The organism is Nonomuraea helvata (assembly GCF_039535785.1).
Classification (GTDB): domain Bacteria; phylum Actinomycetota; class Actinomycetes; order Streptosporangiales; family Streptosporangiaceae; genus Nonomuraea; species Nonomuraea helvata.
Genome location: NZ_BAAAXV010000009.1, coordinates 2025006 through 2039017, shown reverse-complemented (window position 1 = coordinate 2039017; position 14012 = coordinate 2025006). Strand labels below are relative to the sequence as shown.

General features: G+C 71.5%; 17 protein-coding genes. 12 read left to right on the top strand and 5 right to left on the bottom strand.

The genetic code is table 11. The annotated features are described in order from the left end of the window. Positions 1-4: 4 nt before the first annotated feature. Positions 5-562: a CGNR zinc finger domain-containing protein gene (locus ABD830_RS42885; RefSeq protein WP_345000301.1), complete on the bottom strand. Its 558-nt coding sequence runs from the start codon at positions 560-562 to the stop codon at positions 5-7. 336 nt (positions 563-898) lie between these two features. Between ABD830_RS42885 and ABD830_RS42880 the strand changes: the two genes are divergently transcribed. Further along, complete coding sequence (locus ABD830_RS42880) at positions 899-1588, top strand: helix-turn-helix transcriptional regulator (RefSeq protein ID WP_345000298.1); 690 nt, start codon at positions 899-901, stop codon at positions 1586-1588. 44 nt (positions 1589-1632) lie between these two features. On the opposite strand, the gene ABD830_RS42875 is transcribed toward ABD830_RS42880, so the two are convergent. Genes ABD830_RS42875 through ABD830_RS42865 form a run of 3 tightly spaced genes read right to left on the bottom strand, consistent with a single transcriptional unit; the run spans position 1633 to position 2912 of the window. Beyond that, positions 1633-1989 (bottom strand): ArsC/Spx/MgsR family protein, encoded by a 357-nt coding sequence (locus ABD830_RS42875; RefSeq protein WP_345000296.1) that lies wholly within the window; start codon positions 1987-1989, stop codon positions 1633-1635. A 4-nt stretch (positions 1990-1993) separates the two neighbouring features. Then, positions 1994-2410 (bottom strand): hypothetical protein, encoded by a 417-nt coding sequence (locus ABD830_RS42870; protein WP_345000294.1) that lies wholly within the window; start codon positions 2408-2410, stop codon positions 1994-1996. Between the two features lie 10 nt (positions 2411-2420). Then, complete coding sequence (locus ABD830_RS42865) at positions 2421-2912, bottom strand: DUF2231 domain-containing protein (protein ID WP_345000292.1); 492 nt, start codon at positions 2910-2912, stop codon at positions 2421-2423. 108 nt (positions 2913-3020) lie between these two features. Here ABD830_RS42865 and ABD830_RS42860 point away from each other — a divergent pair, with 108 nt between their 5' ends. Next, a complete protein-coding gene (locus tag ABD830_RS42860; protein ID WP_345000290.1) occupies positions 3021-3716 on the top strand; it encodes a helix-turn-helix transcriptional regulator in 696 nt (231 codons plus the stop codon). A gap of 13 nt (positions 3717-3729) precedes the next feature. On the opposite strand, the gene ABD830_RS42855 is transcribed toward ABD830_RS42860, so the two are convergent. After that, positions 3730-4359, bottom strand: coding sequence for a GNAT family N-acetyltransferase (locus ABD830_RS42855; RefSeq protein WP_345000288.1), 630 nt, complete (start codon positions 4357-4359; stop codon positions 3730-3732). 89 nt (positions 4360-4448) lie between these two features. On the opposite strand from ABD830_RS42855, the gene ABD830_RS42850 reads away from it, so the two are divergent. The 10 genes from ABD830_RS42850 to ABD830_RS42805 all read left to right on the top strand — a co-directional run bounded on the left by ABD830_RS42850 (position 4449) and on the right by ABD830_RS42805 (position 13975). Next, entirely contained in the window at positions 4449-5039 is a 591-nt protein-coding gene (locus tag ABD830_RS42850) for a DUF7711 family protein (RefSeq protein ID WP_345000286.1), read from the top strand. 52 nt (positions 5040-5091) lie between these two features. Beyond that, a complete protein-coding gene (locus ABD830_RS42845) occupies positions 5092-5505 on the top strand; it encodes an ArsR/SmtB family transcription factor (protein ID WP_345000284.1) in 414 nt (137 codons plus the stop codon). Further along, the gene (locus ABD830_RS42840; protein ID WP_345000282.1) at positions 5505-6398 is read left to right on the top strand and encodes a cation diffusion facilitator family transporter; all 894 of its coding nucleotides are present in this window, start codon (positions 5505-5507) and stop codon (positions 6396-6398) included. Before ABD830_RS42845 ends, ABD830_RS42840 begins: the two co-directional genes overlap by 1 nt. Positions 6399-6476: 78 nt before the next feature. Beyond that, positions 6477-7181, top strand: a complete 705-nt coding sequence (locus tag ABD830_RS42835; protein ID WP_345000280.1) for a DUF4097 family beta strand repeat-containing protein — start codon at positions 6477-6479, stop codon at positions 7179-7181. A gap of 99 nt (positions 7182-7280) precedes the next feature. Then, positions 7281-8099 (top strand): patatin-like phospholipase family protein, encoded by an 819-nt coding sequence (locus ABD830_RS42830; RefSeq protein ID WP_345000278.1) that lies wholly within the window; start codon positions 7281-7283, stop codon positions 8097-8099. A gap of 33 nt (positions 8100-8132) precedes the next feature. Next, complete coding sequence (locus ABD830_RS42825) at positions 8133-8927, top strand: MerR family transcriptional regulator (RefSeq protein WP_345000276.1); 795 nt, start codon at positions 8133-8135, stop codon at positions 8925-8927. A gap of 3 nt (positions 8928-8930) precedes the next feature. After that, a complete protein-coding gene (locus ABD830_RS42820; protein WP_345000274.1) occupies positions 8931-11003 on the top strand; it encodes a prolyl oligopeptidase family serine peptidase in 2073 nt (690 codons plus the stop codon). Positions 11004-11107: 104 nt separating this feature from the next. After that, a complete protein-coding gene (locus ABD830_RS42815; protein WP_345000272.1) occupies positions 11108-12256 on the top strand; it encodes a sugar ABC transporter substrate-binding protein in 1149 nt (382 codons plus the stop codon). Next, a complete protein-coding gene (locus ABD830_RS42810; protein WP_345000270.1) occupies positions 12249-13217 on the top strand; it encodes an ABC transporter permease in 969 nt (322 codons plus the stop codon). Before ABD830_RS42815 ends, ABD830_RS42810 begins: the two co-directional genes overlap by 8 nt. Beyond that, positions 13214-13975: an ATP-binding cassette domain-containing protein gene (locus ABD830_RS42805; protein ID WP_345000268.1), complete on the top strand. Its 762-nt coding sequence runs from the start codon at positions 13214-13216 to the stop codon at positions 13973-13975. The genes ABD830_RS42810 and ABD830_RS42805 overlap by 4 nt, the downstream gene beginning before the upstream one ends. Positions 13976-14012: the final 37 nt, after the last annotated feature.

The window sequence follows — 14012 nt, the reverse complement described above, 5'->3', positions numbered from 1 at the left end:
GCCATCAGCGCGCGCCGGCCGCCTGGGCCTCCTTCTTGCGCGCCCGGTACGCCGCCGCCTTGATCTTGTTGCCGCACGACTCCATGCCGCACCACTCCCGGCGGACGCCCCGCGACCGGTCGATGAAGATCTTGGTGCACTCGGGGTTGGCGCACTCCTTCATCAGCGGCACCTCCGGCCCGCTGAGCAGCTCGACGGCGTGCCGGGCCACGGTGGACAGCGCCTGCGCCGGGGTCGCCTCGACCCATCGGCCCTCGGCCGTGAGCTGGGGCGCCGCCGGGGGCTTGCGCGCGGTCTCGTTGACCAGGGCGAGCGCGTCACCGTCGTATCCGTCACCGGCGAGCCGGGCGGTGACCAGCGCGTAGATGGCCTCACGCACCGCCACCGCCTGGGCCAGATCCGCCTCCTGGCTGGGGGAGACGGCATCGACGAGGCCGGACTCCACGTACCAGGCGTCGAGCCGGTCGGGGACGTCGAGCGTCTCGAAGCGGTCCGTGCGGCGCGCACGGAGCGTGCAGGCGAGGTCGAGGGCGGGGTTGCCGCACAGAAACACGTGCTTCACGTCACCAGTTTGGCAGGTGACTTGAGATCGATGCAACACCAACCGTCACCTGTTGAACCGGGTAGAGGGCTCCGTGGACATCGGCGGGGATCCGTACGATCATCGGACTGGTCCTGGCCGGCTCTCAGATGTGACCGGAGGACGCGATGGCCGAGGCGAGGGTGTGGCCCGAGCTCGTGGGGCGGGCTGGTGAAGTGTCCAGGATCGAGGCGGCGATCGCCGACGGCAACCGCCTCGTCCTCATCGACGGCGAACCGGGCGTGGGCAAGACCCGGCTGCTGGAGTATCTGGTCGAACACGCACAGGCGTCCGGGCGCACCGTGCTCGCCGGCGGCGATGGCGTACGTGGCCGTGGCCCGGGTCCGCCTGGCGGGCCGCGCCGAACTCGGTCACCCCCTGCCGTCGGTCCTCACCCGCGACACCGACGTCGAACGGCTCGCCGTGCAGTCGATCAGGGCCGGGGCGGACGGCGACGTCGGCGCCGCGCTCGCCCGGTCGGCCGCCGCGGTCGAGGCCGCCGGGGACCTTCCGTACCAGCTCGGCATCGCGTACGACGCCCGCGCCCGCGCGCTGAGCGGCCGGGACGACCTGGCCGGAGCCGTGGCCGCCGCGCAGATCGCCGCCGAACGGTTCGCCGAGAGCGGCGCGGTCGTCGAACGCGGCCTGGCCCATCAGTTCCTCGCCACCGTCCACAGCCGCATGGGGGACGTGGCGTCGTGCCGCGACGAGATCGGCCGGGCCAAGGCCGCGTACAAGGAGTCGGGGGCCGACTGGCTCGCCGGGCAGCTGGCCCGGGTGGAGCGCCGGCTCGCCGCCCAGGGGCCCCGGCAGGCGGCACGGGAGACGACGCTGACGGCGCGGGAGCGCCAGGTGGCCGAGCTCGTCAGCCAGGGGCTGACCAACCGGGAGGTGGCCGAGCGGCTCCAGGTCAGCCAGAAGACGGTGGAGACGCACGTGGCGCGCATCTTCAGCAAGTACGACGTGCGGTCCCGGGTGGCGCTGGCCCGGCGGCTGGCGAGCCCGTGATCAGCGGGGGCCGCCGCGCGGTGCGGCGGGCCCCACGGCATGCATCATCGGGTGACGCGAAGGACCGCCTCGCTGGAGCGGGCGACAACCGCGGTCTCGTCGTCGACCGTGATGATGGGACGCTGGATGAGGATCGGGTGCGCGGCCAGCGCCTGGATCCATCGGCCGCGGTCGGCGTGGGTGCGTGGCCACTCGGCCAGCCCCAGCTCGGCCGCGACCGGTTCGCCCAGCCTGGTGATGTCCCATGGCTCCAGCCGCAGCCGCCGCAGCACCTCCTCCAGCTCCAGGGCGCTCGGCGGGTCTTCCAGGTAGTGGCGCACCGTGTAGTCGGCCTGCTCGCCGTCCAGCACCGAAAGCGCCGACTGGCACTTGGAGCAGGCGGGGTTGATCCAGATCTCCACCAGGTCAGCCTACGATGGCCGTGAGCAGCACCAGGACCACGGTCACGACGGCGAGCACGCCATGGGCCACGACCACCGGCACCGGGAAGTTGCTCTCGGCCGGGGCCGACTGCTGTCCTGCGGGGACCGTGGCGCGTACACGCCGGGTGGGGATCCAGCGGGCCAGCATCGCGAAGCCGAGCGCGGCCACCGGCACCAGGAGGATCAGCGCGGTCCAGGCCAGGGCGTGGCTGTCGATGATCAGGTAGGCGACCCACACCACCAGGCCGATGGCGGCCAGTGCGAAGTGGCCGAAGATGACCGGGACCGGCAGGCGGCTGCCGCTCCCCTGCTTGGCGCCGCCTCTGGACAGCCAGCCGGCGAGCATGTAGAAGCCCCCCAGCGCGGTGATGACCCAGGTGACGAGTGCGGCGATTTCCATGGAACACCTCTTACTTCGGTTGAGAGAAACCTTCGGCCTGGGTGTCCTCGTCGACGACGCGGACGCCGTAGCGGAAGGCGAGCTTGCCGCCCAGATATCCGGCGACCCCGAGGACGACCAGGCTGACGGCGTTGAGCGCGAGCATCCCCGGCTCCGGCCGGTCGTCGGAGCGCCACAGGAAGTTGGCGGCGTAGGCGAGAGTCACCAGCAGGTTCAGGCTCATGTGGAGCACGGCGGTCCGGAAGGCACGGGTGCCGGTGGGGATGGCGAACAGGTCGAGCGCGCCCACGCACGCCGCGACCACCGCGCCGATCACCCCGATGGCGATCAACCAGCGCGCCCCCTGAACCAGGGACGCCGGATCGCGCACGAGTTGGGCGGCGATGTCGAACACCAGGCTGGACACCCAGGCGCCGATGGGCACGGTGACCAGGATCGGGTGGTACGGGTGCCCGTACGGTCCGGCCAGGGCCGGGCTCACCGGCTTCTTGGCAGCATCCACGACGACTGTCCCCTCCAGCGGAGTTTCGCTAATCAATGTTGGTCTTATTGAGGCTGAGCCGTCAAGCCAGCGGTTATCACCCGTGGAGATTGGAGGTACTTTGGCTGGGTGACCACCAACGACGTCGCGATCGTCAGCGTCCTGGGCGAGGAGTCGCGCCGGGAGATGTTCGACTTCATCCGCCGGGCAGGCCGTCCCGTCACCCGCGACGAGGCCGCGGCCAGTGTGGGCATCTCCCGCAAGCTGGCCGCGTTCCACCTGGACAAGCTGGTCGCGGCGGGTCTGCTGCGCGCCGACTACGCCGCTCCGGAGGGCGTGCGCAAGGTGGGCCGCCGGCCCAAGGTCTATCTGCCGGGCGACGCCGAGATCCGGGTCACCATCCCGGAGCGGCGGCACGCGTTCCTCGCCGATCTCTTCCTGGACGCCGTCCTGACCCAGCGCGACGGCGAGGCAGGCAGTGAGGCGGCGATCAGGACCGCCCGGCAGCGCGGGCACCGACTGGGCGGCGACGAGCGCGACCGGTCCCGCCCGGGCAGGCTCGGCGCCGAGCGCGCCCTGACCTTCTGCCAGCGCATGCTCGACCAGCACGGCTTCGAGCCTTACCGGACCGGTCCCACGGACATCCGCCTGCGCAACTGCCCTTTCCACCCGCTCGCCGCCAAGGCCCCCGACCTGGTCTGCGGCATGAACCACGGCTTCCTGGCCGGCTACCTCGACGGCCTCCAGGCCACCGGCGTCGAAGCGGTCCTGGACCCCCGGCCCGGAGAGTGCTGCGTCCGCCTGACGCGCCCCCCGGACGAGTAAGCCCCGCCCCCGGTCAGGCCGTCGGTGGGACGAGGAGCGCTTCTGCGCCGATCGGGACGTAGCCCGCGGCGAGGAACGCCCGCACGCTCGCGGCGTTGCCCGGGGCGATCTGGGCCCAGAGCGGGTGTGCGGTGAGATGCCGGGCCGCGCGGGCGAGGGTCCGGCCCAGCCCGCGTCCCTGGGCTCCCGGATCCACCTCGATCGCGGCCTCCCACCGCCCGGCCACGCCCCGCCCGATGACCAGAAGCCCTCCGGAGCAGGTCCAGACGCGTACGTCGTCCCGGTAGCGGCGGGCCCGCTCGACACGCGGATGAGCCGTGTCCGTGACCTCGATCAGCTCGATCGGCGGGCGACCGGCGCTGGGGACGGCAAGGGCGAGCATGTCGATGCTGCCGACCCGGCGTCCCAGACGCTCTTCCAGGTCTCTGAGGAACGGCGGGTTGAGCGGTGCCGACAGGTCGCCATCGGGGAGCCGGGATCGGATCCAGTCCTCGTCGAGGTCGGCGAAGATCACATTGTGGGCGGTGAAGGCGATCACTCCCGCGTCGCGCGCAGACGGCTGCGGGACGATGGTGGGACCGGCCCCCGGTGGTGGCACGTGCCCGGCGGCCGCGGCGGCGAGGACATCAGACAGGGTGATCACCGAGGAACGGTAGTCACCCGTGGACCCGCTTCTCAAGTGCGAGCTCGTACGCTGGTCGCGAGTCCAGCGCAGGGAGGGCGGCGGGAGTCATGAGATACCGGCGAGCGGTGGAGCGGCTGCGGCAGCTCGCCCAGGCGTGCGAGCAGACCCGGCGGGTGCCGGCCGACGAGCCGTTCCTGCGCGAGGCCCACGTGTTCGGCGACCTGCTGTCCGGAGCCGACCCGATCGATCATCTCGAGATCGTCCTGGTGCTGAACCTCCCGCCGGAGGAGGTGAGCTGGGGCACGCATCCGCCGGGCACCGCGTGGCTGGTCGACTTCCTGCGGCTGGACCAGGGCGGGATCGCCTACTGGTGGCGCTCCCATCAGGACCCGGTGTCGAACCACCGCATCCATGACCCGGTCCGGTTCTGGTCTCTCGACGGCCCGGACAAGGAGGTGCTCGACGCGCTCGCCGAGCGCCGCTTCGACCAGCTGGGCGCGGCGGCGCCCCCGCCGCAGCAGCGCGCACCGGCCGCAGGCGAGCTGGAGGCGGCGCTGGAGCATCTGCGGGCCGTGCGCGACTCGTACTGGGACCGCCAGTGGCGCAGGCGGCATCGCAGCCTGAGCCGGTATCCCGAGCATCACCTGTGGGAGGCCGTGCAGGGCTACCTGGACCTGCTCGACGCCCGCGACGAGTGATCGATCAGCTCGCCGGCGTTTGAGACGGGCCGATGGGAGCAGAACACCTCATATGAATACCTCTTCAGGTGAGCGGGTCGTGTCGGTGGACGGCTGCGCCGTGCGGGTGGTCGACGCCGAGCGGGTCACCGCCGTGTGCGAGCGGATGCCGGCGGCCGAGGATCTGGCCGACACCGCCGACGTCTTCGGCCTGCTGTCCGATCCGAACCGGCTGCGGCTGCTGGTGGCGCTCCTGGACGGCGAACTGTGCGTGTGCGACCTGGCCGCCGTGACCGGCCAGAGCGAGTCCGCCGTGTCCCATGCCCTGCGGCTGCTGCGCGCCCACCGCATCGTCGTCGCCAGGCGCGCCGGGCGGATGGCGTACTACCGGCTGGCCGACCCGCACGTACGGATGCTGCTCGACCTCGCGCTCGCCCACACCGAGCACACCGAGGCGGTCCATCCCGAACGCGACGGGAACACCTGATGGGCGCCGGGCACGGGCACGCCGGGAGCCGTCACCGGTGGCGGCTGGGGGTCTCCTTCGTCCTGATCGGCTCGTTCTTCGTCGTGGAGCTGGCGTACGCGCTGATCTCGGGCTCGCTGGCGCTGATGTCCGACGCCGGCCACATGGCCGCCGACGTCGTCACCCTGGGGGCCGCGCTGGTGGCCACCCGCATCGCCACCCGGCCGGACTCGACGGGCAGGCGGAGCTACGGCTCGTACCGGGCCGAGGTGTTCGCGTCCCTGCTGGCCGTGGTCATGATGCTCGGCGTCGCACTGTACGTGGTCACCGAGGCCGTCGTCCGCATCGGCGGAGGCGCCGAGGTCTCCTCCGGCCCGATGCTCGTGGTCGGCGCCCTCGGTCTGGTGGTCAACCTCGTCGCGCTGCTGATGCTGCGTGCCGGCGCCGGCGAGAGCCTCAACGTCAAGGGCGCCTACCTGGAGGTCGTGGCCGACACCGCAGGGTCGGTCGGCGTCATCGTGGCCGGCTGGCTGGTGTCCGCGACCGGGCAGCCGTACTGGGACACGCTGGTCGCGCTGGCCATCGGCGTCTTCGTCGCCGTGCGGGCGATCTGGCTCGGCCGCCAGGTCTTCGCGGTGCTGGGGCAGCACGTGCCCGAGGGCATGAACGCGGCCGCGGTGGGCGCGGACCTCGCGGCGCTCGACGGCGTACGCGGCGTCCACGACCTGCACCTGTGGACCCTCACCTCCGGCATGAACGTCGCCACCGCGCACCTGGTCACCGCCGACCCGGCCGACAACCACGCGGTCCTCGACCAGGCCCGTGACCTGCTGCGCCGGCGCCACGGCGTGGCGCACGCCACCCTGCAGGTCGAGCCCGCGGACCACAAGGGCTGCGACGAGCTGGGGTGGTGACCCTGGGGATGCCCTCAGGGTCCGCTCAGGGGCTTCCCCGACGCCCGGGTACGCCCGGATGGCCCAGACTTGGGGGCCATGGGGATGAAGAGAGCGGGCATGATCGCGGGGGTTCTCGGGTTCGGCGCGCTGTTGACCGGGTGCGGCCTCGCCGGTCCGCCTAACGAGGACACCGCGTCGTACGACGTGACCGACAAGGTCGCGGGAGTGCGGGTCGAAGCCGACTCCGGCACCGTCGAGGTGGTGGAGTCGGACCGCACGGGCATCCATGTGACCGAGCAGCTCAGCTGGCGCAAGAACAAGCCGGCGACCAGCCACAAGGTGCAGGGCGACACGCTGGCGCTGGCCTTCAAGTGCACCACCACCTGGGGGCTGGGCAGCGCCGCCACCTCCTGCGACGTGAGCTACAAGGTGGAGGTGCCCAAGGGGCTCCGCGTCGATGTCAGCTCCGACTCCGGGGACCTGACGCTGAAGGGACTGTCCGGCCAGCTCAAGGCCCGTACCGACTCCGGGGCGATCGAGGCCGGCGATCTGGCGGCCAAGCAGGTCGAGGCGGAGACCGACTCGGGCAATGTCGAGCTGGCCTTCGGCGGGCAGCCCGACAAGGTCGTGACCTCCTCCGACTCCGGCAGCATCTCGATCCACGTGCCGCAGGGGCCGTACAACATCGTCACCAAGACCGACTCGGGCGGCAAGCGCATCACGGCGGCCAACGATCCCTCGGCCGCCCGGCAGATCCAGCTGACCAGCGACTCCGGCGATCTGGAGGTCGTCACCCCATGATGTCGGGATGACTTTCCCGCGGGCTGCCCGGCACGTCGCCTCTCGGGAAGAGAGCCCGCGGCCCGGGGGTTGGGAAAGATGGATCTCCTGGGAGGGCTGATGAGCAAGCGGGCACTGGTGCTGGGCGGCGGCGGGGTCGCCGGGATCGCGTGGATGACGGGCGTGCTGGCGGCGCTCGCCGACGGCGGTGTGGACGTCACGGGGGCCGACCGCGTCGTCGGCACGTCGGCGGGCTCGGCGGTGGCCGCGCAGGTCACCAGTGGGGTGCCGCTCCCCACGCTGCTCGAGCGGCAGATCGACCCCGCGCGGCAGACGCTCGAGCTGCCCAGCGGGACGCGGATCGACGAGCTGTGGGCGAAGCTCCAGGAGATCTACGAGGGCACGTCCGACCCGGCCGAGATGCGGCGGAAGATCGGCACGCTGGCGCTCGGCGCCGACACGATCAGCGAGGCCAGGCGGCGGGAGGTGATCGAGGCCCGGCTTCCGGTGCACGAGTGGCCGGACCGCGATCTGGTGATCGTGGCGGTGGAGGCGGTCAGCGGCGAGCCCAGGCTGTTCGGCCCCGGGTCCGGGGTGGGGCTGGTGGACGCGGTGGCGGCCAGCTGCGCGGTGCCCGGCGTATGGCCCTGCGTGACCATCGACGGGGTCCGGTACACGGACGGCGGCGTGCGTACGAGCACCAACGCCGACCTCGCGGCCGGGTTCGACCGGGTGCTGGTGCTGGCGCCGATGGCCGACATCGGCGAGCCGGCCTGGGCCAAGCTGGACGGCAGGGTCGAGGTGATCGAGCCGGACGAGGACTCGCTGGCCGCGTTCGGCACCGACCCGCTCGACCCGGAGGTCCGCACACCCGGCGGCAAGGCCGGTTACGCCCAGGGCCGAGCCGCCGTCTCCCGCGTCGCGGCTCTCTGGGCTTGAACCTCCCGTGGCGGGAGGTCCTACGGTCGGAGCGTGACCGCAGACAAGCGTCGATGGACCATCGGAGAACTGGCCAAGGCCACGGGGGTCACGGTCAGGACGCTCTACCACTACGACGAGATCGGCCTGGTCAGGGCCGGTGAGCGCACGGCCTCGGGGCACCGCCGCTACACCGAGGCCGACCTGCGCAGGCTCTACCGCGTACGCGCGCTGCGCGGCCTCGGCCTGTCCCTGGACGAGGTCGCCGAGGTCTTGAGCGGGTCGGAGGACGACCTGACGACCCTGCGCGGCCTGCTCGACGCGCAGCTGATCGAGATCGAGACCCAGGCCGCCCGCCTGACCCAGCTCAAGGAGCAGGTCAGCGGCCTCCTGTGGCTGCTGGACAAGTCGGTCATGCCGGACCCTGAGCAGTTCATGGCCACGCTGGAAATGGTCTCGGTGTACGAGACGTACTTCGCGCAGGACCTACGCGACCACCTGGCCAGGCGGCGGGTGGAGCTGGGCGAGGAGCGGCTGGAGGGCATCCGGGCCGAATGGCTCGACCTCCTGCGCGAGATCCGCGGGCACATGCTGGCGGGCACGCCCGTCGACGACCCCAGGGTGCAGGCCGTCTCCCTCCGCTGGGAGGCCATGGCCGCTCCGCTGCGACCCGGCGACGAGCAGGTCGGCCGGCAGCTGAGCACCGCGGGCATGGCGCTGTGGCGCGACGCCGCCCCGGAGATCAGCGAGGGGATCAGCCGCCAGATCGATTGGCTGGAGCCGGACGAGCTGCCCGCCGTCATCGACTACCTCCAGCGTGCCATGAACGCACGCGGGACCGGAGAGTGACGCATGCGTTATCCCGACACACCGGTACGCCCCGAGCACAACGAGATCGGCGGCCTGGTGTTCGACGACCCGTACCAGTGGCTGGAGGACGGCGGGCAGGACGTGCTCGCCTGGCAGGAGGCCCAGGACGAGCTGGCCAGGTCCTACATCCACGGCTGGCCGGACCACGAGAGGCTTGCGGCCAGGGTCGGCGAGCTGGTCGAGCAGATGGACGCGCGCAACCTGGTCGTCCCCGTGCGGTACGGGCCCCGGTGGTTCAGGGGCCGCATCCCGGAGGGTCGCGAGCTGATGGTCTACGAGGTGAGCGACGCGCCGACCGGCCCGTGGCGCACCGTGATCGACCTGAACGAGCTGTCCGACGGCACGCCGCTGCGGATCGGCCCGCAGCCGTCGCCGGACGGGAGCCTGCTGGCGTACTCGCTGGACGCGGCGGGGCGCGAGCTGCCCGACCTCAAGGTGATCGAGATCGACACCGGGAAGGTGCTGCTCGGCGGCGTGCCCCAGCAGCGACCCGGCCTGGTGGCCTGGCTCCCCGACGGCGACGGCTTCTTCTACATGGCCGACGACACGCCAGGGGCGGGGCCCCTGCGCCGGCGGCTGTTCTTCCACCGGCTCGGGGAGACGCCGCCGGCCGAACCTGAGCCGCTGGACATCCCGCACATGTTCGCCGTCCCCAGGATCTCCCGCGACGGGCGCTGGGCGGTGCTCCAGGTCGACCATCTCCGGCCCAGGCCGCACTTCCTGGCCCGCCTGGACGGCTCCGGGCAGGAGGGGCAGGAGGGGCCGGAGTGGCGGGAGTTCGTCACGGACGCCGAGCACCTCTACAAGGGCGTGATCGTCGGCGACGCGTACGTGGCCGTCACCACCGCCGGCGCCCCGCGCGGCCGCCTGGTCCGCATCCCCCTGGACCGCCCCGATGACCGGGACGCCTGGACGGAGCTGGTGCCCGGCGGCGACGCGGTGCTGACCGGCGTGACCCTGGCCGGTGACCGGCTGGTGCTCGGCGAGCTGGTGGACACGGTATCCCGCGTCAGGATCCTCGACCTGGACGGCAAGGAGCTCGGCGAGGTCCCCCTGCCCGGCCAGGGTTCGGTGAGCTCGATCGCCCAGGGAGTCGTCGCGCTCGGCGTGATGGACCAGGTCGTGGGCTGTGAGGACGCCATCACCTTCGGCTACACCTCCTACACGCAGTCGCCCACCGTCTACCACTACGAGCTGGAGTCGGGAGCGCTGACTGTCCTGCAGGGCGGCAGGAACACCCTTCCCGGCCTGGTCACGTCCCGTGTGTGGGCCACCTCCGAAGACGGCACGCGCGTCCCCTGCACCCTGGTCCACCGGGCCGACCTGGACCGGACGGAGCCGCGGCCGACGCTGATCCACGCGTACGGCGGCTTCAACATCGCCGAGCTGGCCTCGTACCTTGGGCCGCTGGCGGCGTTCGTCGAGGCGGGCGGCGTCTACGCGCACGCCCACGTGCGCGGCGGCGGCGAGTTCGGCCTGGAGTGGTGGGAGGCCGGGCGGCTCCACGCCAAGCAGAACACCTTCGACGACCTGTACGCCGTCGCCGAGCGCCTGATCGCCAGCGGGGTCACCGCGCCGGACCGGCTGGCCTTCCAGGGCGCGTCGAACGGCGGGATGCTCGCGGGCGTGGCCGCGACCCAGCGCCCCGACCTGTGGCGGGCGGTGGTCTGCGGCGCGCCCAAGCTGGACCTGATGCGGGTGGCCCGCGATCCCGTCGGCGCCGCCGCCACCATCCCCGAGTACGGCAACCCGGCCGACCCCGCCGACGCGCCCGTGCTCATGGCCTACTCGCCGTACCACAACGTGCGATCAGGTACGGCTTACCCGGCGATCCTGCTGGACGCGGGCGCCAACGACCCCCGCTGCCCGGCCTGGCACTCCCGCAAGTTCGCCGCCAGGACGCAGGCCGCCACCACCGGGCCCCATCCGGTCCTGCTCCGCGTCTGGTCCGACGCCGGGCACGGGGGGACGAGCTGGAGCACGGTCGTCGCGCAGCAGACGGACTGGCTGGCGTTCGTCATGCGGGAGCTGGGCCTTCGCCAAACCGTGTCCTGACATGACCGCCATCAAGGAGTTCACTGGCGAAAGGGGCGATTCATCAGGAGATCGGGCGATGGGCCGCGCACCACCGACCCGCCGAGGAACGCGAGGTCGTGCAGATGACGAAGATTCACCCCAAGGTCGAGGAAGCGGTCGACACTCTCAACCTCACTCAGGTCGCCAGGCGGCGACTGCTCACCGGCGCCGGGCTGGCCAGCGCGTCCGCCGCCGCCGCCGCGCTGCTGGCGGCATGCACGCCCGGCGCGGACAAGCCCGCCGCCTCGAGCGGCGCGGTAGGCGGCGCGGCCGGGGACTTCCCCGCCACGCCCAAGTGGAAGTTCGTGCTGGTCTGCCATGTCACCACGAACCCGTTCTTCACCCCCACCCAGTACGGCGCCCAGGACGCGTGCGCGCTACTGGGCACCGAGTTCCAGTGGACGGGCTCGAAGGACTCGATCGTGGCCGAGATGGTCAACGCGTGCAACACCGCCATCTCCGGCAAGGCCGACGGATTAGCGGTGGCCGTCGTGGACAAGGCGGCCTTCCGCGACCCGGTCAACCGGGCACTGGACGCGGGCATCCCCGTGGTGTCGTACAACGCGGACGGCTCCCGCGACGACAAGGGCACGGCGCGGCTGGCGTACGTCGGCCAGGGCCTGTACGAGTCCGGCTACGCTCTGGGGCAGCGCGCGCTCCAGCAGGTGGACTCGGGCGAGGTCGTCGGCTTCATCGCCACGCCCGGGGCGCTGAACATCCAGCCCAGGATCGACGGCGCCCAGCAGGCGATCAAGGACTCGGGCAAGCCCGTCAAGTTCACCCCCGTCGGTACGAACGCCGACGTCACCAAGGGCCTGTCCATCATCGACGCCTACGCCCAGGGCCACGCGAACCTGGCCGGGATGCTGGCCGTGGACGCGGGCTCGACCCAGTCGATCGGGCAGACGGTCAAGAAGTACAACATGCGGAGCAAGGGCCTGAAGGTGGCCGGGGGCTTCGACCTCGTGCCGGAGACGCTGGCCGCGATCAAGGCCGGCGACCTCGACTACACCATCGACCAGCAGCCCTACCTGCAGGGCTTCCTGCCGGTGCTCTATCTCTACCTCTACAAGCTCTCCGGCGGGCTGCTCTTCCCCTCCGAGACGAACACGGGCCTGCTGTTCGTGACGAAGGACAACGTGGGGCCGTACCAGACCGCCAAGACCCGCTTCGAGGGCTCCGACACCGCGCAGAAGCTGGTGGAACGTTCAGGCGCCATCGCCCATGCGTAGGCTCCGCGAACAGTTCCTCAGGCACCGGGAGGCCGGCGTCCTGGTGGTGGCGGTCGCTCTGGGGCTGTACTTCGTGTCGGTCACGGACGTCTTCCTGACCAGGGACAACCTGGTCAACATCACCCAGGCCGCCGCGCCCACGGCGATCGTCGCGTGCGGGACCGTGCTGCTGCTGGTCAGCGGGGAGATCGACCTGTCGGTCGGCGTGGTGGCGGCACTGGCGCCGTTCATGATGCACTACGCGATCGACTTCTGGGGGGTGCCGGCGGTCCCCGCGATCGTGCTGGCGCTGCTGACCGGGACCGCGATCGGCTTCGGGAACGGGTTCGTGACGGTGGTGCTGCGGGTGCCGTCCTTCGTGACGACGCTGGGCACCTTCTACGGCGTGACCGGGATCGTGCTCACCACGTCGCACGCCTATCCGGCCGAGATCCCCAAGCCTGTGGACGGGGCGATCGGGTCGTGGCTGGGGGCCGCGCCGTGGGCCCATCTCGCGTGGGCCGCGGTGATCGTGGCCTTCGTGCACGTGCTGCTGACGCGTACCAGGTGGGGGTTGCACACGATCGCGGCCGGGGGCAACCCGCTGGGCGCGTCGGAGGCGGGCGTACGAACCGGACGCATCAAGATAGGAAATTTCATGATCGGGGGGACGCTGGGGGCGTTCGCCGGGTTGATCGAGGCGTTCCGGATCCACACCATCGACCCGAACATCGGCGGTGGCACCGGCCTGATGTTCACCGCGGTGTCGGCCGCGGTGATCGGCGGCACGGCGCTGGCCGGCGGCTCGGGCACGATCGTCGGCGGCGCGATCGGCGCCCTCGTCCTGGCCGTGCTCCAGAACGGCATGAACCTCATCGGCATCTCCGCCAACCCCTACTTCCTCATCCTGGGCGGCGCGATCCTGCTCTCCATGATCGCGAACGTCACCCTGACCCGGCTGCGAAGGGCGGGACGGACATGACCGAGGTCCTCCGTACCGAGTCGTTGTCCAAGCGGTTCGGCGCGGTCACGGCGCTGCGGGACGTCAGCCTCCGGCTCGCGCAGGGCGAGGTGCTCGGGCTCATCGGCGACAACGGCGCGGGCAAGTCCACGCTGGTCAAGCTCCTGTGCGGGTTCCACCAGCCGGACTCGGGGCGGATCCTGCTGGACGGCGAGGAGGTGGCGCTGAGATCGGTGCGGCAGGCCAGGTCGCTGGGGATCGACATCGTCTACCAGGACCTCGCGCTGATCAACGAGCTCAGCGTCTACCACAACATGTTCCTGGGACGGGAGCACGTCGGGTTCGCGCGGCTGCTCAGCAACGGGCGCATGCGCAGGCTGGCCGCCGAGCACCTGGAGGCCATGGGGGTGCGCGTCCCGTCGGTGGACGTCGAGGTGGCCAAGTTGTCCGGCGGGCAGCGGCAGGCCATCGCGGTCGCCCGCTCGGTCTACTCGCGCTCGCGCATCCTGCTGCTCGACGAGCCGCTGGCGGCGATGGGGGCCAAGGAGGGCGCGCTGATCCTCGATCTGGTCAGCGACCTGAAGGCGCGCGGCGAGGTGTCCATCGTGATCATCGCGCACAACTACGCGCAGATCCTGGAGGTGTGCGACCGGGTCAATCTGCTGCAGCACGGCACGATCACGTACGACAAGCCGACCGCGGAGACCTCGCTCGGGGAGCTGACCGATCTGGTGGTGCAGGAGTATCGGAGGGCGCGTACGGGAGGAAATCCGGAGTGACGCGGTAATCGGGGGGCGTTCGGAGGGACTACTGGGT